We start from the raw sequence: 23969 nt of genomic DNA on the forward strand, positions 1-23969 counted from the left end.
GATCGTGGCTCGTCGTAGACGACGTCCTCGAACGGCTCCGTTTCGAGCCGTTCGAGACGGCTGAACCACTTTGAGGCCCAGCTGCCGGAGAATCCGTAGAGTTCGGCGGCGGCTTTCTGGGTAAGGTCATCGATCTCTTTGTAGGTGATCGCTGCCATCAGCCGCTGTACTGCTGCACCGTCATCGACCTCCGCCAAGATCTGGCGGAGGTCTTCGGTAGAGACGTTCTCCAGATTGGCCATACGGCCATTACTGACTCGAACTCTATGAACTTTTAGCCGTCAGTATCATACCTGCGTTCTCAGCTTCCTCTTTTTGCTAAGTACAGGGTCCGCAGAGATCGCGGGAGTGCACAAGGAACTGGTATATCAGGACTCCTTCAGCGGCGAGTTCTCGTTCACTTTTTCTTATGAACGTGACGACAACGTCTCGTACGAAATACGCATCCTTGGCCTGAGCTGTTCTGATGGTGATGAGGTGGTTGACCTCCAATTCGATTCGTTCTCGGCCGGAGACTACAGTTTCGTCACGAAAGACGCAACTGACGGGCAGACAGACTACGACAATCAAGATCAATTCCGGCTGTTGTCCAACGAAATCGGCGGGAACAATGGCATGACTGGCGTATTCTCGATTACCGAAGGCCGGGGAAGGCCATTGATCACCCCGATTAGAGCCGCTGACTACCAGGGGAGTTTTGAGTATTTATTCCGCCCACAATCGGAAAACACTAATCCAAGACCCGATCTGGCTATGATCTCGGGGAAGGTGTCTAACGCGACTATTACGATTCAGAGAATTGTCGATATGCCCTGAGTGAACGCACACCACATCGACCGACAGTGTTTTTCATATACAGTTTCAAGACAATCATGCGGGTCGAATTGACGATCCGCATCCCACATGGCTTCGGAACACCCTGGCTGGGGTTCGGAAGCACACACGCGGTGTCCCCACGCCGCGTTTTTGCTGCATCCTAATGTCATAGGTTGAATGGTGATCATGGCGCTGGTAACCATTGCGCTGGTGACCAGGAGAATTAACACAGAGTGTGGAACCGTGATAGCTTACGTACAGAGCAAACAGTTATGCGAGCGGTTACCAATCTATATTTGACCTGTCAAATTCTGCATCCCGACTATAGAGGCTATAAACATCACTCAATTCATAACTCGACATAGACACTGTTCTCCTCAATCTCACCAGTCAACAAATAGATTAATAGCACATAGAAAATAACACGATTGTATGGTAGATGAGTACCTTGTTCGCTCATTGAAGCGAGTTCACGATCAAGCTGCGAGTGACTTGCAGGTTACTGAACCTACATCGTCAAAAACTACCGCTGAACGCTTTAATCAGGTTCTGACCGATTTTCAAGAAGCACATCCGGATAACGACCGATTGGATAGGATTGACGAAGTAGAAGGAAAAACCGCGTCGCTGCGAAATCATGAACGGGCGAATGAAGACCTCCGAAAAATAAAGTTAAAAACGGAACAAATCGCGGACTTGTTCGAACTGGACATGGAAGATTTCGAACGCCTTGGCGAAGCGGGTGAAATGCAGCCAATCGTGATTCAACAACACGCAACACAGGAAACGGAGGTGACCGCTGAACAATCAGCAGAAATGAACATCACAGTTGAACACATTGAAGAAACCATTGAACACATTCAGCGTCCCCCTGAACAAAAGGAAGAGCTCGAAAAACTTCTGAGGGAGTTCAACGAAGAATTAGAAGGTGAGCAAGACGACACCCGTTTGCAACAATTGTTGGGAGCAGCAGCGGGAATAAGTGAAAACGTGTCGACACAAATGGCACAGCGAGCGCTCATGTACGGGGTTACTAGCGTACTCTCGTTGGCAGGTTAAGCCTTGGAGGAATCCGTGTGACGCATTAAAATGATCTACCCGAAGACTGGCGTTCTGTCAAGTCTGGATATGCTGAAAGCACGGACCGGCGAGACCATTCGCTCCGTCCTAAGACTGTATGTAGCACGAGATTCACCGTTATCGGCAATGAAATCAAACGCCTTGTGAACTGTTACTCCAAGTACAGGGTACCAAAGACGAAGTACGGTTCTCGCGCCGTTTTGACATCGCCGAAGTCGTGATATGAAAAGGCGATCGAGATAGAACGATCAGCTAGTACTCCAATCATAACAATAAGAATTATCAGTAGTGGTGCGAACTATAACCGTGTCTCTACGTACCAAGAGAGACAATATCATGGTGAATACACGGCAGACGCGGCGGCGGCTGCTGCAAACCGCCGGACTCGCGGTCGGGAGTAGTATTGTAATGGGGACAGCGAGCGCGGACCATGAGGAGACATGGACGTTCCATGCCGACCTGACAGGCGAAGCAGAGACAGAGGACGTTGAGACGAACGCGACTGGCCGAGCAACGTTTGAGATCCCACCCGACGACCACCGAATTCACTATCGGATCGACGTCGAGTGGCTCTGCTACGTAACACAGGCCCACATTCACCTCGGCGAAGAGGGTGAAGACGGCCCTGTGGTCGCGTGGCTTTACCCCGAAGAGGGCCAGGAGCCACAGCTTATTGAGGGCCGGTTCGACGGCACTCTCGCCGAGGGGAGGTTCACTGTCGACGACCTCGTTGGTCCGCTTGAAGACGCCAGTAGCAGCGAGATCGTTTCAGCGATGATCGACGGAAATGCCTATGTCAATCTCCATACGGAGGAGTATCCTGCCGGTGAGATCCGGGGCCAGATCAGTCCTGATACCGACACTGAGGAGGCGATCGCGGAAGCGACGGACGACGAAGAGGAGGTCGTGACCGACGCCGCGGACGCCGAACTCTCGCTCGGAGCGATCAACGTCGCCGATAGAGGGGACGACGAATTCGAAGGGCTGTTCGTGATGTTTAAGAATGATGGTGACACCCCTATCGATTTCACGGGTTGGACGATGCGTGACCACCCCGACGACGGAGTAGTTGGGTCTCCCGGGGGACCGTCCCCGTTCCGCTTCCCGGATGGATTTACGCTGGAGCCCGGAGAGAACGTCTATATTCATACCGGTGGTGACGAAAGCCAGGACAGGGAGGACGTGCTTCACTGGGGGCTCCGGACCACGGTCTGGGATGAAAATGGGGACACCGTGATCGTCAAGGATGCTGAGGGCGATGTCGCTCTCGAACACTCCTATGAAAATGGAGATCAGAGAGCTGCAATGCGCAGATTTACCAGTCGTCTCTCCGCCCAACTCATCTAAGGAGCACCTCACTCATTTTTGTGACAGGCAATCCATCCCTTATCCGGCAATTCTTAATTCGTTCCTCGCCTTTGCACATCGAAATAGGGGTGTAACGTAGGCGGTAGCAAACAGATGATGCCGATTTCAGAGACGACAGCAGGCGTGAGAACAGTTCTATGACACCCCAGTGAGCAGAGAAAGAGTGGCGCTGATTCTCAAAGCAGTAGCGTTAGCGAAGTCGACGGTACGCCCGAAGAAGGAGTGATGCAGCCGTACCAACTCCGGGAATGCGAGAGGAAAGGGCTGCAGCACCGAGGAGAAACAGTCCACTGAGACGCCGCCCCTTCACGACTTCCATTGCCGCATCGATGATTGTCGACACTGTGCTTGCGTTCTTGAGTAGATCGGACCGATCACCTGCTACTGTCATCAGTACACGGAATATCGGATCCGGCAAAAAACATGGTCGGGTTGCACGTGCCGGGACAGAAATCGAACGACATGGCCGAATCGAGCACGGAATGATGCGTGTTTCTTATCGAGAATGAAGCCGCATCGGAAGCCCATTTTTCGTTTGAGTCGTGATTTCGGGTTCAAGCGTGAGTGTCGACTCCTCACGGCCCCACTCGAATGCCCACTGTTGTCCGACCGTCGCTAACACCAGTTTCGCCTCCAATCGCGCGAAATCCCGTCCAATACACGTTCGTCGACCGCCACCGAAGGGGATGAACGCGTAATCATCGAGTTCCGCTTCGAACTCTTCGGTCCATCGATCCGGACGGAAGTCGAGCGGATCCTCGTAGAAGCGATCGTCTCGATGCACTGCCAGAACCGAGAGATGAACCTCTTCATTAGCGGGGATCCAGTATTCACCGACACGAACGTCCCGAGTTGCCTGCCGTGGGATCGTATGAATTGGCGGGTACTTTCGCATCGTCTCGGTAATGATCCGATCAGTGAACTCGAGATCGTCGACGTCCTCGAGTGTCGGTGGTTCCCCACCCAAGACAGTCTCGAGTTCGTCGTGGAAGCGCTGACGAACAGCAGGATTCGTCGCCAAGGCATACCAGGCAAAGCCAAGAGCAGCAGCGGTCGTCTCGTATCCCGCAAAGATCATCGTAAGCATCTGATCTTCGATCTCCGTCCGGCTGAGTGCGCCGTCCTCGCTCGCCTCGGAGAGCTTCGACAGAAGCGTTGCACTTCCCTCTTCGCTTGTTCCTGAGGTGCCGTCGTGTTCGGCTAATAGCCGGCGTACCTCATTACGAAGGCGCTCGGCAGACTGGCGAAACTCCCGGCGTGCAGGCGTCGGTACCCAGTTCGGCAAGAGCCAGGACGTTGGCTGGAACCACTTGTTGAGCCCATCTGAAGCCTTGCGTAATTCCTGCCCTTCCCCTGGCAAGAGTTCGCGACCGAACAATGTCGAGAAGAGGACCTCGAGGGTGAGGTCTTGCATCTCTGATTCCATATTGCGGACCTCACCAGCCGACCACGTCTCGATCCGACGGTAGGTCGCATCGACCATCTGATCAGTGTACCCCTGAATTCGTTTCGGGTGAAAGAGTGGTTGGAGGACCGTACGTTGTTGCTTCCATTGCTGTCCTTCCGTCGAGAGCAATCCACTCCGAAAGACGCGTTGAAAATCTGCAGTCTTCCCGAACGCGTCGATATTATCTACAAGCGCCTGTCGGAAATAGTCCGGATGGGCGAGCACGTAGACATCCACAGTTGGGAGTTCCATTCGATAGACGTCGCCGCACTCGCCGATTGCACGATTGACGAACTCGAACGGGCTGCGAGCGAAATCGAGTGTGTGGCCGAGGACAGGATCTCCCGAGGGAGCAGGTGGTCGCGGGAAGCGATTGGCCATAACTAAGACTAGATCTCCTTGCCAGGTAAATAAACCATTGTATTCAATAGATCCAACTTAGAAGTACTGGCTGATAAGCAAACTAAATAGTAAAATTATGACTAGTAAGATAAACATGAGAGTGAGTAAAAACTGAATAAAATACCTCATACGCACTACATCACCGATGGATACATACGCTACAAACCCACTCACCGGGCAAAGACTCGAAATCCGATCCGAGATTAACGAACTCGTCGACTCAGCTCGACTTGAAGTTCTCCGTATTGTAGCAGCTCTCGAGAATCCCGAACCAGTAAGCCGAATCGCGTCTCAGGCAGATCTATCGAGACAAGTCGCATCGAATCATCTTGCTAAGCTGCGAGACCGGGGACTCGTGAATAGTCACAGTGCGGGCATCGAGTTCACAGGAGGTGGGAAACTCCTTCTTGATGCTGTCGATACCCATCTTCAAGATGTTGAGCGAGTCGAATTAGCCTTCCATACACGGTCTGCACATCCCGTTGATTTGCTACGCACGCTCGCACGCCATCCCTGCCGGGAAGACCAACTCCAGTCAACGACTGAGAACGGTCCTTCGCAACGGACTGTTAGACGAGTTCTCAGCACATTCCAGGAGTATGGGTGGAGCCGAACGGACGGAAATAGGCATGGGCTCACCACCGACGGGAAACAAGCTGCCGAACAGTATGATATTCTAGAGGAGTCGGTCGCCCAGTTAGTATGGAAAGCACAGTGGGTACAACGACTACCGATTGAGGCTGCGACGGTACCATTGACCGCCTTGGCCGATGCTGATGTCACAGTCACAAATCCATTCCGGCCATGGCAAGGCCTGGGCACGGCATTCAAACTGTTCGACAGGAAGATAACCCGATTTCGTGCTCTCTGTTCGGTCTATAACCCGTTTCTCTTCCATGCGTATCGGGCGAATCTTGAGGCAGGGGTTGATTGTGAGGCGATTCTCGATCTCTCGACGCTTCTGGACGTGCTTGAGAGGCCCCACCTGGCATTTGTAATTAGTAGTACCGCCTACAAGAACTATCGGCCACTGATTCACGAGGAGTCACTGACGCTCGGCATCGGCATCTACGATGACCGGAAAATCGCCGTTGGTGCCTATAACGAACAGGGTGATGGGGAACACATCGCGATCCTCGTCTCTACGAACGACGAGATTGTCGAGTGGGGGATTGACCTCTATGAGCGCTACCGCGAAAACACCCATCCGGTCGATGATGTCATATGGGATTAGATAGATCGTCGAATAGATAAAAAGATATTCGATCAACAACTCGTAAAACAGTTATATAGAAAATTGGTTTGAAGGGCTCAATGTGGTCATATAGTCCAGCTTCCAATTTTATAGTCCCCTATATTTAATTTACCATCGGCACACATAATAACATGGCTATCGCCCATGTCACTAAGACCGTCCAAGCGGAATCACCAGTAGTGATCCACCACAGCCTGTGAATATCTCTCTGAAACCCGGTTCTGGGTTAGGAGAAATCCTTGATCAGTTCGGCATATCTAGCATGAACTGAGGATAGGTTTTCTAATCTCGACTAATTCCTTGTGATGCCCGATTAGTGGCAGTAGCAACTATCTTTCTTATTTGAAATACATAGTTTTATGATGGTGAGGAAACAAAGAACAGTCGTCAGAGCAGCGCCGCGTGCCCCAAACCTGTGGCTCACGGGTACGTGATAGCGGGGTACCCGCGAACGAGGACCTAGACATCAGCCACGTTCGCGGGCACACCGAGCAGCTCTGGCACCAGTGATAATGATGACATCAAGGGACCAGAGCACCCGAGGATTTCGAGCCCCGGATTGTAAAGCTTGTCAGAGGTTTCACCACCACCTGTTTCGTTCTACAGCAGGTAGTCGAACACGCTATACACGGTCACTCGGATCTCGATGGAGGCGACGAGCGAGAAGTGGCCATCAGCTACAGCCTGATCGATGGACCAGAGGTAGACGGTACTGCGGGCGTGTGCTCCAGATTGGAGATGGATCACAAGAGGTGAGAGGGCGATGACTGAAACTCACGTCCCCTCGAAATCAGATGACAGTGATCCGTGGAAGCAGCTAGCCGCACACCGGGAAACACTCGAAATGTGTATCGAGGAGGGAACTCCCTTCGCCGAGCGGGCCGAGAGGCTTCTCGAAAAGCTTGACGAGGAGGGATATTGAGATGGTTGCTATAGCAACTGGCGATTCATCGTTCGGGCAGCAGGGCATTTCGAATTTCGGGATCGTCGAGGGACTCAGCGAAATCGAGCAATTGCCGAGCTTTCTCGGGTGGGAGCTCAGCGAGCGTTTCGTTGAGTTCGCTATCACTTTCGTCAAGTTCGACGGCAGCCTGCGGAGTCATTGCCTGCCCACACCACACACAGAGGGATTCGTCGCGAGGCGTCTCCCGCCCGCAACGGGTACACTCCAGCGGGGCGATTGGGTCATCCTCCTCCTCAGAAACGTCGAGGCCGTGCAGGCGAGCCAACTCGCGGTCGGCTTGTTCGGCGAAGACGGAGATATACCGGGAAGCAACCCGCGAGCCACGTACCCAACCGTGGTGTTCTTCGATATGGGCTTGATTGAGGTTCCGGCTCGCCAGGAAAGCAGCGCTGGACCTGCGGAAGTTTGTTGGTGTGACTGGCTTCGAGACGTCCGCTCGGCTAGCCGCCTCTTTCAGAACCTTCAGCACCATCTTATCCGAGATCGAGTCGGATTGGTGGAGCTTCGACCAGAGAGGGGCGGTTCGGTTGTCACCGTCGGGGTGATCCGAAAGCCAGCGGTTGACGTACGGAACCGACGGGATCAGCATAATCGTTCGTCGCCCCATCTTGTCCTCGACAGTGACCTGAAGGCCGTGGTCATGATCTTGCACGTCCCCGACGGCGAGGTTCTTGAACTCTCCCCCACGGAGGCCCGCGTCGAACTGGAGGGCGATCATCGCCGCGTCGCGCGCGTTGTAGCAGGATTCGATCATTGGCTGGACGTCGTCTTCCCACCGGAGCATATCGCGGGGATCGGGCGTCGGGTCGTAGTTATTCGACGTTCCCGAGGGGATCCAGCCAATCGACTCGGGGTGATCCTCTCCCTCCGTGACGCGCTTCCCAAACACACGGAGCGCAATGCGATAATCACGGTTCGTATCCTCGTTGTCATAGTTCCGATTGATCCAGGCAACAGCGGTTTCGGCGTCGTCCCGGTCTTCGATCGTTGCCGCAAGCGTCCCATCGGGGAGCTCTTCAGCGAGAACGACGACGTGCCGGAGCAGCTTATCGTGACGGGCTTCGCTATAGTTCTGAGCGAGGAGATCAAGTCGGTCGCTGAAGGCCAGCAGAAGTTTCTGATCGTCCGGCCCCAACTCGTTGCCTGTCTCGATTCGGGTTCGAAGCCGTTCGATCCTTGCACGGTAATTATCGGTCATAGCACCGCCGTTGAAGCCGGCCTATTTAAAAATGTGGCATTGAACCTCGGGTTCGAAGCTCAGACGGAGCATACGCGGCTCCGCCGCGTCCCGTAGTTTTCACACATGGTACAGAATGGTGAAAACCCTATGCCACAGGCCGATACGATCCGCACGAACACCGGCCCCGACGCCGTACAGTGGGCGCATAACTGTCTTCTATGGCCACCACCGTCGAGGCCACTGACCGCGAGGAAGAGGTGGTGGGCGATCTCATCGGCCACATCCACCCTTCGAAGCACCCTCTCGGTCATTCTGGCTTCGAGGAGCAGACGCTTGGCCGCTCGCACGTGAGTCGGTGATGGCTTCGGACGCGAGGACGCCCCCTCGGATCTCCTCGTCGTCGGGAAGTAAGGAGACGTGGATCCGCACGATTCGTTCGCTCGTTTCGGAAGGCGTGACGGGGACGTCGTACTGGCCGATGGCCCGGTTTGACTCCCCGAACGGCAGATCACTCGAGAGAGGTTTTCCGGTGGACGTCTCCGAGCGACAGCTCTCCGTGAAGGAGGTCGTCCCCGAACTGGACGTACCGCGTGCCGTCACAGGTGTCGGTCGTGATCGTCCGCTGTCGGATCGAGACCGACGACCCTGCCCTGTCGCCGACGTGCTCGCCCTCGAGGACGGCGTCGGCGCCACCGAGGTCGGTGATGTCCGCCCGGGAGACTGCCCCATAGAACAGGCACGCCGCGCCGGCGTCCATGTAGGCGCGGTCGGTTCGAAACACCGATCGGGTCGTCATCGGTCCTGTCACCAGTATAGTCACTGGTATCGGCGGTCCGACCGGGTCAATCTTTGGGCTTGACGTTCTTCAGCCGGTCGGGAAGCGGATAGGCGCAATTGTTCTTTTTAGTGTGCTTTTTCTTGTCGGCCTGCTTGGTGGGTAGAGCGTCGACGCGGAAGATCCCCCAGGCACCGGCCTCGAGGCGGCGGCGCTCTTTCATCTCCTTGTAGATGAAGTCGCCGGTGTCGCCCAGCGGGCCGCCGGCACCGTTCTCCAACTCGAAGGTGATCCCCTTTCCGGGCGTGAACCGGGCGTCGGTGCTGATCAGCGGGGCGTTCTCGACTTCCTCGTTGAACCGCGGCCACAGGTGGTCCGCGAGGTTCCACGAGAACCCGCGGGACGTGTCACCGGTCTGTGTGACGCGGAACCGGACCGGATCGTCGCAGTGGGCGTTGAAGATCGGCGTCGCTGGATCGCCGTGAACGTCCGAGTCGTAGACCCGTTCCTGACGGTCGTCAGTGAGTTCGAACCGTCGCCAGAACGGCTCCGCGCGGTTGTTGAACGCCAGATAGCCCTGGTCTTCCGCGTCGCCGTGCTGGTTGCAGGGATCGTCCGCGTCTACGTCGTCGTCTTCGGTATCGAACGGCACGACACAGCTGTCGAGGTCGTCGTTGACGACGTACCGACCGTCGCTCATCGTGAGCGCGAACTCACGGAAGTCCGCCTCGTCGTGGCCCGTGATGATCGCCTCTCGACTCGTGACCGTCGGCTCGCCCGTACAGCCGTCGAGCCACTCCGAGCCCTCGGGCTCGACGAGTAGATTGGCGAACGCACCGTGGTGGCGGTTGCTCCGCAGGTCCGCCATGTCCCACAGCGAGACCGGCGGCGTCTCCTGGGACGCGTACCAGCGGTAGGTGATCGACTCGCCGGGGGCGATCGTCTGGTCGTAGTTGAACCCGACGGTCGCGCCGTCGGACCCATTGGGGTCGTAGCTGAGCTGATTGGGGTGTAGCGAGATTCGGTTCGATCGCTTCCAGTCGTCCAGGTCGCCCTCCGGCGTTCGCATCCGCGGGTGGTCGTCGTGGTCGTCCGGATCCGTCGGGAGGCAGTTCGTCAGCGTCAGTTCGATGCAGTCGTTGACGTTCGCTCGCAACAACAGGGAGTCAGTGGGATAGTTCCCCTCCCGGACGTCCTCGACATCTTCGTCGAGTGCGAACACGATCCCGTGTGGATCGTGGTCGCCGTACTCGTTGAAGTCGATCCGCGTCTGCAGCGCCGAGACGTCGTACTCGAGCGTTCGTGCGGCGTCGGGACAGGGCTCGCCCGGATCGGGTGCCTGTGGTGGTGGACTGCCGTCGATGCATCCGTTCCGGCGGTGCGGACGGTCCGGCAGGTGCGCGGGGTCGTCCGTCGGCTCGTCGTAGAGCAGCGTCGCTTTGTGCCCGAGTTCGGCGCGCCGGTCGAACGCCGCAGGATGACCGACCTCCCGAAGCTCCTCCGTGGTGATCTTTCCCTCCGGCGGTTCGGTGCCGGGCACCGGGTACAGGTGGTCGACTTCGGCGTCGAACATCCGGTGGATGCCCCACATGCCGTCCCAGAGGTCGTGGGAGATCATCGACCCGTACAGGTAGTCCTGGAACGGGAGTTCCGCGGCGTTCTCCAGGTGCTCGAATTCGTGACTATCGCCCTCGTGGACAGTGAAGCTGAACTGCTCGGAGGAGCCGGTCATCTGGGAGACTCCGTCCTCGATGCCGAGTCGGAACTCGTCGACCTGGTGTTCGTGCAGGACGAAGTTGTGCTGTTCCTCGTAGGGGCCGTGGACGAGTCGAATAACGGCCTGCTCGTCCGGGTAGGCTTCGAGCGTCGGCGTCTCGGGATCACCGTGGACGAACGAGCTGTGGACGTACGCCGGGTCGGGATCGAGCCCGCGGCGGTAGTACGGCGAGTTCCGGTAGTTGATCGCGCCGACGCCGGCGTTGACCCCGTGTTGCTCGTTGGGATTGACGAAGGCGTTGTCGTCGGGATCGTCGGGCTGAGTGTCCAGTCCATCGCCGTCCTCGTCGGGATCGATCAGCGGCGCGAAGTCGTGGTACTCGAGACAGAACTCCCGGAACGCCTCGTCGTCCGGCGGATTGATGATCGCCTGCGAGCCGTGGCGGATGGGTTCGCCAGTGTGGGGGTCGAGCCACTCCGAGCCCTCCGGTTCGATGATGAGCGCACCGAACTCGCCGTGCATGATTTCGCCGATGCCGCGCATGTGGTCGTGCAGGAAGATGATCCCCTCGTCGTCGGCGAACCAGCGGTAGGTCATCGTGTCGCCTGCGTCGGTCCCCGAATCGTAGTTGTAGCCGACCATCGTCGAGTCCGACCCCAGTTGGTCGAAGCCGACGAAGTGGACGTGTGCCGACGTCGCTCCGTCGAGCTCGTTGCGCACGTTGAACTCGACGCAGTCGCCGACGTTCGCCCGGATGAACAGCGGCTCGGGCATCATTTCGCCGTTTCGGACCGCTTCGGCGTCCTCCTCGGGGACGAACACCTTGCCGTCCGGATCGTAGTCGCCGTGATCGTTGTAGACGAGTTTGGCTTCCATCGCGACGATGTCGTAGACGATATCGGGTTCGACTTCCGTCGGATCGGGCTGCATCGGATCTGCGCCCGCCTCGGCATCCTCGACATCACATGGGTCGGTGTACGGCGCGCCGGGGACGAGGGCCCCGAGTGCCTCCTCCTCTTCGGAAGTGGGTTGGCGCGGGTTGTTAGGCTGTGATAGCGGCGGTTTCGGCGGAATCTCTCCCTCCTCGGCCGGGATGAAGTCGGGGAATCCAAGGATATCCGAGTCCAGTGACAGCGTCGGCTCGTTGTTCGGCAATGGCTGCAGGTGAAGCTGTTGCTGATTGTGAACCCGCATGATTCCGTTCATCCCCTCGCCGTAGTGAGGGAACATGTGACAGTGGAACAACAGGTCTCCGACGCCGCCATGGAAGCCGCCAGCACCGAAGGAGAACGCTTCCTCAGCGGACTGCTCAGGGCGAAGGGATCGAGTTCCGTGCGCGACGGTGATATACTGACGGTATCCTTCGCCCATGCCGAGATTCTGGGAGTCGAGCGTCGCGCTCTCGCCGTTGAGGGGAATCTGGTCCCATCGGTGCTCGTGGAGGTGATGGACGTGGTTCTCCTCGGGGTTCGCACCGACGACGGCGAACTTGAGCGGGTCGCCCTGGTAGGCCTCGAAGACGTTGTCGCCGCCACCGGGATCGCCGTGGAGCCACGAGCTGTAGAACGTCCGGCCTTCCGCGCCGGTCTCGCCGATCCGCTCGCTCGTTCGATCGGCCCGATAGTTGATCGCGTGAAGCATCTGCTCGATGTCCGTCCCGGGGACGGTCAGTCCCTCCGGCCTGGTTCGGCCGTGATCGTGGTAGATCGGAACGAACTCGCGGTGATCGGGGAACTCCGGATGGTGGATGTCGGCACGAGTTCCGCTTCGCAGCGGAGCGCCCGTACAGGGGTCGGTCCAGGTCGATCCTGCGGGCTCGACCATGAGCGCGCCGAACAGCCCTCGAGCCATCGAGTTGATCTCCTCGTTGTTGCCGTCGTCGGGGATACTATCCCACGCCTGGTAGGCACCGTCCTGGAAGAAATAGGCTCCCTGGCTGTCGGCATGCCACGTGTAGGTGGTCGACTCTCCCGGATCGACGACCGTGTTCTCGTTGTAGCCGACGGCCATCCCGTCGCTCTCGTCGACCTCGTAGGCGATCCCGGTCGGATGGATCGAAGCCGGTCGTTTCTCGAAGTCGTCTCGTTCGGGATGGCAACCGAGACTGTTGACGAACTCGATCTCGACCGTGTCGCCCTCGTTGGCCCGCAAGACGAGCGGCTCGATCACCGACGTGTCGACCCCCGTCGTCCCCGGGTCGACGCCCTCGGCCTCGCGAACCGCCTCGAGGTTCTCCTCGAGGACGTACATCGCGCCCACGGGGTTGTGGGTGCCAAAGGAGTTGTAGGTGATCTCGACGTCGATCGCGTGGACGGTGTACTTCCGGGTCGTGGGTTCGGCGTGTTTCGGACGGCGCTTCGCCTTGAACGTGAGGTCGAGGCGTTTTCGATCGTCGGGAAGTGGACAGCTCTTGGGGACCTCCCACTCGAGTTCGAACCCGTGAGTGGTCCCGGGCTCGAAGTCACCGCGGTCGCCGTGGCTCCGGTTCCCGTCGAGGGGAACGCCCTTTTTCACCGCTTCGAGGACGTCACAGAGCGAGCCGCTGACGATGACCTCGTCGCAGTCGTCCGGACACGGCGTATACCGAAGCGTCGCACGCACGTGAGTCATCCACTCCCGTTTCTCGTAGTCGGGAGCGCACAGTCTGAGGACGAGCCGCTGCTCCAAAACGTGGGTTCTGAACTCGAGCGAGCCCTTCTGGCCTGGCGTGAACTTTCCGAAGTCGACCTCCGGTGACCGCGTGCGTTCCTCGTCGTGGGGATACTGCTTTCTGAACGCCTCGTCGATCGTCTTCTTCTTTCCGTCCGATAGAGCCGTATACCCCGTTTCGTAGCGTTTCGAGGCGAGTTCGTCGCGCGTGTGAATCGCTTCGGACGGATGGCCGACTTCGGTCGAACGCTCATCGCCCTTCTCATCGGATCTCGTCCCGTAGCGACACGTCCAATCGGTGTAGTACAGCGGTCCCTCGTATCCGTTCCGATAGGTAGCGCCCGCGACTCCCGTCGCAGCCGCGCCAGCAGCGAGGCCGCCTACCGTGCTCATCAACTGTCGTCGCGTCAGATCGATCGACTCCGCGAGGGGTCGATCGGATTCGTTGTTTCCGTTAGTCATTGTGTGGATCGCTCCATGTGTAAGGTTCCCATAACACGCTCGTGGACCGACGTGTTCCGGGCGCCTCTTCGACGGATCCTCCCCGACCGATGACACGATTCGCCGCCGATGCCGGGCTTGACGCACACGCCCCGTGAGCCGCGTTCTCGAGCGCCGAAGCCGAACCGACGATACCTCTCACGATATCGACAGGCAGACATCGACGCGTGGCTCGTGCTGGCATGGTGGTAAGCCCCGTTCCGCTGGTGTCGGTTCAGATCGCAGTCACCTCGTCCGGAATTACGATATTAAATATCCGGTGACTGTCAGCAAGTAGCGAGTATCTAACAGACACGGAATACTGACTTTCGGATCGTAGAAGCTCCCTACCGTCCAGAAAGCGTGCCTTAGATCGGGGTCTGAAGTGCCAAACTCATAGGAAGCGGTGGATCGACGAATCCAATGGTAACGGTGGTAGAGCTTCCACCCATGGATACACCCGTTGGATTTCGGCGGGACTTGCAATACGTGGTCGCTGGTGGCGATCAACCGTCTGGCCAATCGATCCGAATATCTATTTCAAGACAGAGATAACTCATGGAGGACTGTAGCCGGATCTCGATTCGCTTGTCGATACCGATCTCGTCGGGAAGGGGCCCCTTGATCGCCGCTCCACGCGTCACGACCACAGCGAGCGAGTCACGAGTGGGAAGGAAAATACGCCTATGAATAAGTAATTTTGTATTATAATTTATATTGAATTTATTCTATGGAAGAAAGTAATAGAGCATTACTACTGAGCAGCCGATCCTCACCACCTGTTCGACCACGGAGCGGTGGTGTCGAGTGAGTACCCGGCGTCGAGGGCCGGATTCAGTCGCTCGCTCGCATCGGTTGGTTCATGGCCGAGTTGACACGAAGTGGTTCGTTCCGGCGCTCGAGATCGAGGCGCCGACGGGAGAGATACGGCGCGAGCGACTCGGCTGACAGCACCCCCGAATAGACGCCGTCGCTGATGACGGGAAGGTGCTTGACACCGGCCGACCGCATCGTGGCGGCGGCTTCGCCGAGCGTCGTGAACGGCGAGATCGTAGCCGCAGGGGCGGACATGATCGTTTGTACCGTCGGCCGGTCGTCGGTTTCCGTGACGAGTGCGGCAAAGTCGGACTCCGTAACCATCCCGACCACGGTGTCGCCCTCGAGCACCGGAAGTGCAGGGACCCGGATCCCGCGGAGGTATTCGGCCGCTTCGGAGACCGGCGTCTCGGGGGTGACCGTCGGCGGCAGACCAACGGTGACGTTCTCAACCGTCTGTTCGTACATGAGTGGCTCGTGATACCAGCAAACCGCATATAAGGTTAGTGGACATACACCACCGACCTGCTAGTATTCCTAGTAGGATAACGATCTGAGGCTGAGAAGGATACACGAACGTTCGTGTGATTCCCGCCACGACCGACGGATCGAGAGATCGCCTCACGCCGAGCGGAGCGTGACCGCGATGCCTTCGTAGTCCTCCAGAAAGGTGCCGCTGCCGCCGATGCTGACCTCTCCCTCTTCGGTTTCGAGAAAGAGGCTGTTCTCGAGGGCGAACTCGCTCGTGGCCGGTTCGACGAACGGCTGTCTGATCCGGCTCACGCGCCCCGAAACGCGCTCCCCGTCGACGGTTTCGACGTCCGCCCACAGCTCCCGTCCGTTTCGGTCGTGGAGGAACGCGTGTAAGACGGCCGTCCGGAACCAGTCGTAGTGGTTCGGGAGCGGGTCGGGGTCGGTGACGTACCGCTCGGTCGACGCCGGCCAGTAGGTGCCCAGATACAGCCCGAAGACCGCCCCCGCCAGGTTGCTTTCCGAGACGAACACCGCGTTCTCCCCGGCCTCGTGGGTTCCCCTGGGGAGTCCCGAGTCGCCGATCATCGAGACCTCGTCGTCGACCGCATAGAGGAAGGGGAGGTCCGCGCCCCACTGTCTGACCACGTCCGCCGCGTCCGAAAACGTCCGTTGGCTCCCACCGGCGTCGTCGAGTTCCCCGATGAGCAAGAAGACGAGAGTCCCGTCCTCGTGGGCGGCTCGTAGTTCGGGTTCGATCTCGGGATACACGTCGTGGGGGATCGCGACCACGATCTCGTGGTCGGCGTCGGCGATCGCGTTTCGAAACCGTTTGAGCACCGTCTCGCGGGATTTCACGATCTGGATCTCCGGTGCCTTGGGCGCGGTCTCGGTGTACCGGGCCTCGAGCACCGGCCGGATCGACTCGAGCCGCTTCGAGAGCGTGGCGATGGCTTCGTCCGGCGGGACCGCACGGATCGTCGTCGGCGATGCGTGATCGTTGACGCGCACGAGGCCCCGGTCCTCGAGGCGTTCGGCGATGCTGTAGACCGCACGCTGGGTGACGTCGGACTCCTCGGAAACCTCCCGCGTCGTCGTCTCGCCGGTCGAGAGAATGGTGAGGTAGGCGTCGATCTCCGTGTCCGAGAGGCCGAAGGCGCCCAGCTCCTCGCGCAGGTCGTCCGCTCGACTCGGTTCCGTCATCTATCCCTCATAGGACCGGGTGCGTAGTTGTGTCATTCGGTTAGTGCGTATCGCCGGGCCGGCGAGACGTCGGGAGCCGACGTTCGGTCGATCGGTATGACCGAGTACTGCGGTCGCGCGCACGCGTCGATTCCGTTCGTCGACCTTCTCCGTCCTGGGGTTCGTCATCGAAGGAGGTCCTCGAACGGGTCCCAGTCGAGGTAGATGAACGTCGCGGAACTGACCAGGATCACCAGGAGCATCGCAGTGCTCACGACCGCGATGACGTAGGACCCGGTGCCCCGTTCGACGAAGGGAACCGACAGCGCGAGGAAGGCGAGCAGGACGACGCTACACCCGAAGAAGACGCGCCACACGGCCGTCACGGGACCGTCCTCCGGCCCGAAGCGGCCCCCATCGCCGACGGAGAGCGGTCCCTCGGCGGTTCCTTCGGTATCCGACCACGAGCCGGTGCGCGTGGAATCATGGCGAGCGTCGGTGGCCTTCCGCTCCGAACGACCCCGATCGGCGGTTCGTATCGGACGCGTACACCACCGTCGATCACCCGTCGGTCGCCGGCGTCGAAGACTCTTCAACTCCCTCGAGGGGCTCGCTCTCCCAGTACTCGTGGTCCTCGTCGGACCGGTGACAGGCCACCGCACGGCCCGTCGACCCGTCGTCCCCGAGAGCGGGGGCGGTTCGGGTACAGGCCTCGCGGGCTTCGGGACAGCGCGTGTGGAATCGACAGCCCGAGGGCGGGTCCACCGGGTCAGGGATGTCGATCGACCGCACCGGCGGGTCGGCGATCTCCTGGGCGCTCGGATCGAGGTCGGCGGTCGCCCACCGCAGGACCTTCGTGTAGGGGTGCTGGGGGTTCCCGAGGACCTCCTCAGGCGGCCCGATCTCGACGATCTCGCCGAGGTACATGATGCCGATGCGCCCGCCGGATTTCTCGGCCAGGTACCGGGCGTTCGACAGCGTATGAGAGATGAACACGAACGACGTGTCGAACTGCTCCTGGAGCTCTAACAGGAGATCCATCGTCTCGACGCGAAGCGAGACGTCGAGCGCCGAAACCGCCTCGTCGGCGAGGATCACGTCCGGGTTCATCAGCAGTGCCCGCACGAGCGCGACCCGCTGTTGTTCGCCCCCGCTCAGTTGGTGTGGGAAGCGGTTAGCGTAGTCCTGGGGCGGGGTCATCCCGACGCGCCCGAGAAGCGCGTAGATGCGGGCCTGCCGGTCCTCCGTCGACATGTCGGGCTCCCAGCGCTTCAGGGGTGCCTCGAGCGACGTCAGGACCTTCTTGTTGGGGTTGAGCGACGCGCCGGGGTCCTGGTGGATGATCTGGAGCGCCCGGCGGATCTCCCCATACTCGATGTCGACGTCACCCGTGTCGTCCTTGGCGTCCCAGACGTCCTGGCCGTGGTACGTGACGGAGCCCTCGGTCGGCCGCTGGACGCCGATGACGGTCTTGCCGAGCGTCGTCTTGCCACAGCCGGACTCGCCGACCAGTGCGACCACGTCGTTTTCCGTGATATCCAGCGAGACGTCGTCGACGGCCCGGACCGTTTCGGGCTCGTCGAACAGCGAGTCGAACAGGCCCTGTTCCGTCTCGAAGTGGACCGAGACGTCCTCGAGCGACATGACGACGTCGTCGTCACTCTCCACGGTCGCGCCGGCGGTCGCAGGCCCGGACGTCTCGCCGTTCCCGTCCCCGTTCTCGTCGAACCCGTGGTCGCCGACGTCGGCGGCGAACTCCTCGCCGGGATCGAACGGGACGGCGTCGGCGGCCTCCTCGTGATGGAAACACGCGGTCCGCTGGTCGGGACCGGCCTCGAACCACGGCGGGACCGTGTCGAAACACTCCTGGGTCGCGAGCGGACACCGCGGGGCGTAGTGACAGCCGTCGGGCGTATGAGCCGGGTTCGGGGCCGTCCCCTCGATGGGCGTCATCGTCGACAGCGGAGCGTCGAGGTTCGGGACCGCCGTGAGCAGCGCCCGCGTGTAGGGATGTGCCGACTCCCGAACGATCCGCTCGCTGGGCCCGACCTCCGCGAGTTCGAACGCATACAGGATGGCCAGCCGATCGGCCAGTCCCGCGACCAGCGGCAGGTCGTGGGTGATAAACAGGATCGAGAGCTCGTACTTCTCCTTTAGATCGTCCAGCAGGCTGAGGATCGAACGCTGCATCAGCAGGTCGAGCGCCCCCGTCGGCTCGTCCATCAGCAACACTTTCGGCTTCAGAACCAGCGAGAGGGCGATCAGCGCGCGCTGGCTCATCCCGCCCGACAGCTCGTGGGGGTAAGAGTCGAGCACCCGGTCGGGATCGAGATAGAGATCCGAAAGCAGCTGGTGGGCCCGATCCATCCCCGCCTCGGCGTCGTACTCGTGGGCGTCGAGCGTCTCCTCGAAGTGGCCCCGGATCGTCATCGTCGGGTTGAACGACGACAGTGCGCCCTGGAACACCATCGCGATCTCCTCCCAGCGGAACTTCTCGAGGTCGTCGCCGTCGAGATCGAGGACGTGAACCGGGTCGGCCCCCTGTTCGGGGTAGTAGCGCACGTCGCCGGTCGTGATCCCGGGTTCCTCGACGGCGTCCATCATCGAGTTCGCGAGCATCGACTTGCCCGAACCCGACTCCCCGACGACGCCGAGGATTTCCTCGCGCTTGAGGTCGACGCTCACGTCGTCGAGGACCATCGCGTCTCGCCTCTCCAAGTCGTAGGTGACGCTGACGTTCCGGGCCTCGATGATCGGATCCGCCGAGTCGGCCATGGTTTCGTCGCCGGCGCCGGCGGTCGATTCCTCCTGGGTGAGTGAATCGGAATCGTTCCGTGTGTGTGCCATTCAAACCCCTCCTGTAGCCGTTGCAGTGGTCGTCGTCGATCCGCCCTTGCCGCCCTCGTCCTCGTCGTCCTCGATGGTCTCGGCGTGGCGTGCGCGCACCCGTGGGTTGAACACCCGGTCGGTACCCTGTGCGAACAGCGTCAGCCCGAGCGCGAGGACGATGACCGTCACCATCGGCACCACGAGCCAGTGGAGGGCCGCGGCCGAGGAGGTGGCCCCGGCCCGGTTGACCGCGGCGTCCATCATGACGCCCCAGTTCGTACTCGTATAGGGGAGGACGCCGAGGAAGTAGAGCCCGACGGAGCCGAAGATGACGGCACGGGCCTGTTGGACGAAGTTCATCGTGATGTACGGCATCAGGTTCGGAACGATGTCGCCGAGGACGATCCTCGGCGTTCCGATCCCCATGATCCGGGAGGCCTCGATGTACTCCGCGTCCCGGAGCGTGAGGACCTGCGAGCGGATCGCCCGCCCCAGTCCCGCCCACGCGTTGATCGTGATGAGGATCCCGATGACCGCCGGATTCCCCTCTATCTGGAGGACGGCGGCGAGGACGATCGTCAGCGGCAGTCCCGGGACCGTCATCACCATGTCGTTTATCGTCATCGCGACGCTGTCGAACCGTCCGCCCTTGTACCCGCTTACGGTGCCGACGGCGGTTCCGAGGACGACCGTGAACACGGCGCCGCTCGAGAGCATGATCAACATCGCCGGCGTCGCGTGGACCGTCTGCGAGAGGATGTCGACGCCCGACGCGGTCGTTCCGAGCGGGTGTTCGAGCGTTCGGAACGCCCCACGGAGCCGTGGCCCCTGGTTCGTGCTCGGAGCGTCGACGAGCCGCGGGCCGACGATGCCCATGAACAGGTAGAACGCGACGATGAGCGCGCCCGTCCGGGCACGCCAGTCGTCCCAGATGATCCGGGCGGGCGCGAGGACGCGCTCCTCAAGCCACTGGCGGCGTCGCTCCGACTCGGTCATCGTGATCTCCGCGGTCTGCTCGAACTCCGAGACCGTAGAGCCGCCGTCGGCCGCGACTCGGCCACGGCGCCCGTGGCCGGTGATCGCCGCCCGTTCCGGCGCGTCCTCGTGGTCCCCGTCGTCGCCGAGTGCGTCGACGAGAGGGTCGTTCCCGTCGTCGCCCTCAGTAGGACTCACGTGATTCACCTCCTTTCGCCCGGGGGTCGAGTCGCCCGTAGGTCAGATCGGCGACGGTGATTCCGATGACCATCGCGACGGTGATGAGGATGAACCCGCCCATCATCAGCGGGTAATCGCGGGCGTCGATGGCCCGGATCAGGTAGAACCCGATCCCGGGGTACGCGAAGATGTTCTCGATGATGACCGCCCCGCCGAAGACGGTGCCGATGGCGATCATCAGCCCCGTGTACATCGGCAGTATCGCGTTTCGTGCGACGTACCGGATCGCGATGCGACGCGTCGGCAGTCCGCGCAGGCGGGCCGCCCGGAGGTAGTCCTCCCCGAGGATGCGGATGGCGTTGCCCCGCATGTTCAGCGCCCACCCGCCGAACGCGACGACCGTCATCGAGAGGATGGGTAACGCGCCGTGGTGGAGCACGCTCGCCAGAAAGGGGAGGTTGAACCCGACGGTGACCTCGGAGGCGTACCGGCCGCCGGTCGGGAACAGACCCTGCTGATATCCGAGAAACGTCAACCCCAGCAGTCCGACGACGTAGCTGGGCGTCGAGTTCAGGACCAGTCCGATGCCGGTCGATCCCACGTCGAACGTCGACCCTTCGCGATACGCCATGAGCGCGCCGAGGCTCACGCCGATGACGAAGGCGAGAAACAGCGACGACCCCGTCAGGAAGACCGTCCACGGGATGGCCGGGCCGACGATATCCGCCACGGGTTCGCCGTACCAGACCGACCGTCCCAGATCGCCCTGAGCGAGCCCGATCATGTAGTCGACGTACTGGACGTACACCGGCCGGTCCGGGTCGATCCCCGACTGGGCCTCGATGCGCATGTTGATCGCCTCGGGCGAGAGGTCGCTCCCTCCCTGCTGGATGATCTGGGCGCGCAGGTAGTCCATCGGCCCCCCCGGGAGGAGCCTGATGAGCGCGAAGCTAAACGACACCACCGCGAAGACGGTGAGGACGGATTGTGCGAGTCGTTTGACGATGTATTTCATGAGCGGGTTCGGTGGTGGAGCGTCGACGACTGGAGGGCGGTGGCCATCATCGGGACCCTACTCCTCGGGCGTTGCCAGCTCGGAGATGTAGTCGCCGGGGGCGATCGTTTCGGAGTCGCGCAGATCGTCGTGCAGTACGGGCGCCTCGAACTCCGAGGGAACGTTCCAGGAGTCGGTGGCGTCCCCGCTTTGGAAGATCCAGTCGAAGTGGAAGTACGGATGTGTGTGATCGTAGGAGGCCCACCCCTGGAGCGCGAGCTTGAAGTTGCCCTCGCTGTAGTCGCCGCCCCAGTAGGTCGCCGAGTCCTGCATGACCGGCTCGGACTCGATGCCGAACTCCTGGAGCTGGGAGACGATCGTCTCGACGCCCGAGACCCAGTCGGAAAAGCCCGCGGGCCCCTTGATCGGGAGTTCGAGTGGCTCGCCGTCCATCTGCCAGGTGCCGTCCTGGCGCTCGTAACCCGCCTCCTGGAGCAGTTCGGCGGCTCGATCGGTCTGTTGTTCGGCACGACCGTAGGTCTCGAACTGGTCGACGACGCCCTCGAGCCAGTGGCCCTCGATCTGGTCGTCGAACTCGCCGGTCAGGCCGCTCGGGTACGTGACCGCAACCTTCGACCCGGTGCCCGCGCCGGAGTTCTTCGCGGCGTCGTCCCGGTTGATGACGTGTGCGATCGCCTTCCTGACCCGCACGTCGTCGACCGGCTCCTGGTCGTGGTTGAACACGATCCCCATCCCCCAGTGACGGGAGACCAGCGCGGTCTGCATGTGATCGGGAAGCTGACTCGTCTGGTTCTGGGGCATGAACAGCGTCGCCGAGCCGTCGGTCTCGCCGTTTTTGAGCGAGTTCCACCGTCCGGAGTTCTCCGGCTTGTAGAGGTATTCGACCTCGGGAAAGTTGATGTTTCCCGCGTCCGGGTGGTCCTCGTACTTCGTGACGAGCGTCCGCTGGCTGTCTGCGTCCTCCCACTGGAAGGGGCCGTTTCCGACCGGTTCGGGATCGGTGAAGTCGGTGAGTTCGCCCAGAGCCGTCGAGCGCTCGTCCTCGCTCTCGGCGTCGTCGAGCGCTTGCACGAACTCGCCGTACGTACCGTCGTAGGCACGCAACTGCGTGGGTGCGAGCAGCGAGAGGAGGATGTCCTCGTTTATCTCCCGATCGAGGGTTATCTCGGCGGTCGTCTCGTCGGCCCCCTGGACCCGGTCGGGGACGGCATTGAGGTCGCCGTCGGGCAGGACGTACGGGCCGATCCCGCCCGCGCCACCGCTGTTGTAGAGGTCGAGTTTGAGCTGGTTCGCGACGTCGGTCCCCGTTACGGGATCGCCGTTGTGCCAGGTCTGTCCCTCCCGGACCTGCAGGGTCACGGTCGTCCCGTCCATCGTCCAGTCGCTGATGAGGTAGGGATGGTACTCCCTGGTGGAGACGTTGTACCGCATGAACCGGTCGAAGAGGGTCCGGCGTGCCTCGCCGTCGTTCGTCCCGTTCCAGGGGTTGTACTGGGAGTCGGCGGGGACCGCCCACTGCGAGAGGGTCAGCCGGTCGTCCTCGGCGTCCTCCTTCAGCGTCCAGTCGCCCGTCCGCGGGAGCCAACTCGTCGGCCAGTAGACCTGCATCCGCTCGTCGTCGGCCGGCGGCACGTTCCAGTCGTCGGTGGCCTGGAACGACTGGGCGAGCTTCTCCATCACCGGCAACACCGGCAACGTCTGGTTCGTCACGTACGCCAGCTCTTGGGTCATCGCCAGCGACGTGCTCTCGAACTGATCCGGGTTCGTCTCGTTGCCGCTCTCGTTCCCGCCGTCGCTGTCGTTTCCAGCGGTGTCGTTTCCGGCCTCGGTGTCGTTGCCGTTTCCGTTACCGTTGCCGTTGCCACCGCCGTTGCCGTCCCCGGTCGAGCCCGAATCGTCCGTCGCCTCCTGGCCCCCACAGCCGGCAAGGCCGGTCGCAAGCCCCGTCGTGCCGACTATCAGCATGTGGCGGCGCGATAGCGCCGGCGCGTTCGGCTGGTCAGCGTTCTCTGGCATCGTCCACTGTCATTATAGACCGGTGTATTAAAACTTCTGGTAGAATCCGTTCTTCAAGATTTTAGCCAGCGTTAAGTCCTCGATCCGAGTGGACACGACTCGAATGAAGGACTCATCGACCGAGAACCTCACCGGATCGGCTCGTCACCGGGACCGTCTCGAACGGTCGGAGAACCTCGACGTGAGCCGGCGTAGCTCCGATGGGCCGGCACGTACGGCACCCCAATCGTCTGCCCGTACTGCTGGCGTACGAGCCGGGAGTCGAACGAGTTCGTCACCGCCGTCCGAAGCCGGACCGTTCGCTCCGAGTGGCGGCCGTGACTGGCCGACCGGCGAGGTCGATGGGCGTCTC

17 protein-coding genes and 3 pseudogenes are annotated in these 23969 nt (G+C 60.6%); 7 read left to right on the forward strand and 13 right to left on the reverse strand.

All coding sequences use genetic code 11. The features are described 5' to 3' along the window. Positions 1–242 (reverse strand): annotated as a pseudogene (locus tag DVH23_RS00005) (IS630 family transposase); the annotation flags it as partial. Between the two features lie 106 nt (positions 243–348). On the opposite strand from DVH23_RS00005, the gene DVH23_RS00010 reads away from it, so the two are divergent. From DVH23_RS00010 to DVH23_RS23365, 3 genes are all read left to right on the forward strand, one after another. Continuing rightward, positions 349–816, forward strand: coding sequence for a hypothetical protein (locus DVH23_RS00010; RefSeq protein ID WP_114575387.1), 468 nt, complete (start codon positions 349–351; stop codon positions 814–816). Between the two features lie 432 nt (positions 817–1248). Then, positions 1249–1875: a hypothetical protein gene (locus tag DVH23_RS00015; protein ID WP_157972288.1), complete on the forward strand. Its 627-nt coding sequence runs from the start codon at positions 1249–1251 to the stop codon at positions 1873–1875. A 429-nt stretch (positions 1876–2304) separates the two neighbouring features. After that, positions 2305–3243, forward strand: coding sequence for a CHRD domain-containing protein (locus DVH23_RS23365; protein WP_157972289.1), 939 nt, complete (start codon positions 2305–2307; stop codon positions 3241–3243). Positions 3244–3454: 211 nt separating this feature from the next. On the opposite strand, the gene DVH23_RS24485 is transcribed toward DVH23_RS23365, so the two are convergent. Further along, complete coding sequence (locus tag DVH23_RS24485) at positions 3455–3655, reverse strand: hypothetical protein (protein ID WP_114575389.1); 201 nt, start codon at positions 3653–3655, stop codon at positions 3455–3457. Between the two features lie 105 nt (positions 3656–3760). Further along, positions 3761–5092, reverse strand: a complete 1332-nt coding sequence (locus DVH23_RS00030; RefSeq protein ID WP_114575390.1) for a cytochrome P450 — start codon at positions 5090–5092, stop codon at positions 3761–3763. A gap of 166 nt (positions 5093–5258) precedes the next feature. Between DVH23_RS00030 and DVH23_RS25200 the strand changes: the two are divergent. The 3 genes and pseudogenes from DVH23_RS25200 to DVH23_RS24030 form a co-directional block, all read left to right on the forward strand. Beyond that, positions 5259–5465: pseudogene (locus tag DVH23_RS25200) on the forward strand (helix-turn-helix domain-containing protein); the annotation flags it as partial. 3 nt (positions 5466–5468) lie between these two features. Beyond that, positions 5469–6347: a transcriptional regulator FilR1 domain-containing protein gene (locus DVH23_RS00035; RefSeq protein WP_232833674.1), complete on the forward strand. Its 879-nt coding sequence runs from the start codon at positions 5469–5471 to the stop codon at positions 6345–6347. Between the two features lie 784 nt (positions 6348–7131). After that, positions 7132–7290 carry a hypothetical protein gene (locus tag DVH23_RS24030; RefSeq protein ID WP_198667798.1) on the forward strand — a complete coding sequence of 53 codons (159 nt, stop codon included), beginning with the start codon at positions 7132–7134 and terminating at the stop codon, positions 7288–7290. 25 nt (positions 7291–7315) lie between these two features. Here DVH23_RS24030 and DVH23_RS00040 read toward each other — a convergent pair whose 3' ends face one another. From DVH23_RS00040 to DVH23_RS00050, 3 genes are all read right to left on the reverse strand, one after another. Then, positions 7316–8530, reverse strand: coding sequence for a tyrosine-type recombinase/integrase (locus DVH23_RS00040; protein WP_114575392.1), 1215 nt, complete (start codon positions 8528–8530; stop codon positions 7316–7318). A gap of 490 nt (positions 8531–9020) precedes the next feature. Then, positions 9021–9308, reverse strand: a complete 288-nt coding sequence (locus tag DVH23_RS00045; RefSeq protein ID WP_114575393.1) for a hypothetical protein — start codon at positions 9306–9308, stop codon at positions 9021–9023. Between the two features lie 46 nt (positions 9309–9354). Continuing rightward, positions 9355–14115, reverse strand: a complete 4761-nt coding sequence (locus DVH23_RS00050; protein ID WP_114575394.1) for a multicopper oxidase domain-containing protein — start codon at positions 14113–14115, stop codon at positions 9355–9357. Positions 14116–14583: 468 nt separating this feature from the next. On the opposite strand from DVH23_RS00050, the pseudogene DVH23_RS25205 reads away from it, so the two are divergent. After that, positions 14584–14831, forward strand: a pseudogene (locus tag DVH23_RS25205) (PadR family transcriptional regulator). Positions 14832–14967: 136 nt separating this feature from the next. On the opposite strand, the gene DVH23_RS00060 reads toward DVH23_RS25205, so the two are convergent. From DVH23_RS00060 to DVH23_RS00090, 7 genes are all read right to left on the reverse strand, one after another. Continuing rightward, complete coding sequence (locus DVH23_RS00060) at positions 14968–15417, reverse strand: cyclic nucleotide-binding/CBS domain-containing protein (protein ID WP_114575395.1); 450 nt, start codon at positions 15415–15417, stop codon at positions 14968–14970. A gap of 153 nt (positions 15418–15570) precedes the next feature. Then, complete coding sequence (locus tag DVH23_RS00065) at positions 15571–16623, reverse strand: TrmB family transcriptional regulator (RefSeq protein ID WP_114575396.1); 1053 nt, start codon at positions 16621–16623, stop codon at positions 15571–15573. A 164-nt stretch (positions 16624–16787) separates the two neighbouring features. Next, complete coding sequence (locus tag DVH23_RS00070; RefSeq protein WP_114575397.1) at positions 16788–16988, reverse strand: hypothetical protein; 201 nt, start codon at positions 16986–16988, stop codon at positions 16788–16790. Positions 16989–17163: 175 nt separating this feature from the next. Beyond that, positions 17164–19449 (reverse strand): ABC transporter ATP-binding protein, encoded by a 2286-nt coding sequence (locus tag DVH23_RS00075; protein WP_114575398.1) that lies wholly within the window; start codon positions 19447–19449, stop codon positions 17164–17166. Next, a complete protein-coding gene (locus DVH23_RS00080; RefSeq protein ID WP_114575399.1) occupies positions 19450–20613 on the reverse strand; it encodes an ABC transporter permease in 1164 nt (387 codons plus the stop codon). After that, positions 20591–21601: an ABC transporter permease gene (locus tag DVH23_RS00085; protein ID WP_114575400.1), complete on the reverse strand. Its 1011-nt coding sequence runs from the start codon at positions 21599–21601 to the stop codon at positions 20591–20593. The genes DVH23_RS00080 and DVH23_RS00085 overlap by 23 nt, the downstream gene beginning before the upstream one ends. 57 nt (positions 21602–21658) lie before the next feature. Then, positions 21659–23617 (reverse strand): ABC transporter substrate-binding protein, encoded by a 1959-nt coding sequence (locus tag DVH23_RS00090; RefSeq protein WP_198667800.1) that lies wholly within the window; start codon positions 23615–23617, stop codon positions 21659–21661. Positions 23618–23969 lie beyond the last annotated feature (352 nt).

Origin of the sequence: Saliphagus sp. LR7 (genome assembly GCF_003344565.1) — an archaeon.
Taxonomy (GTDB): Archaea; Halobacteriota; Halobacteria; order Halobacteriales; family Natrialbaceae; genus Saliphagus; species Saliphagus infecundisoli.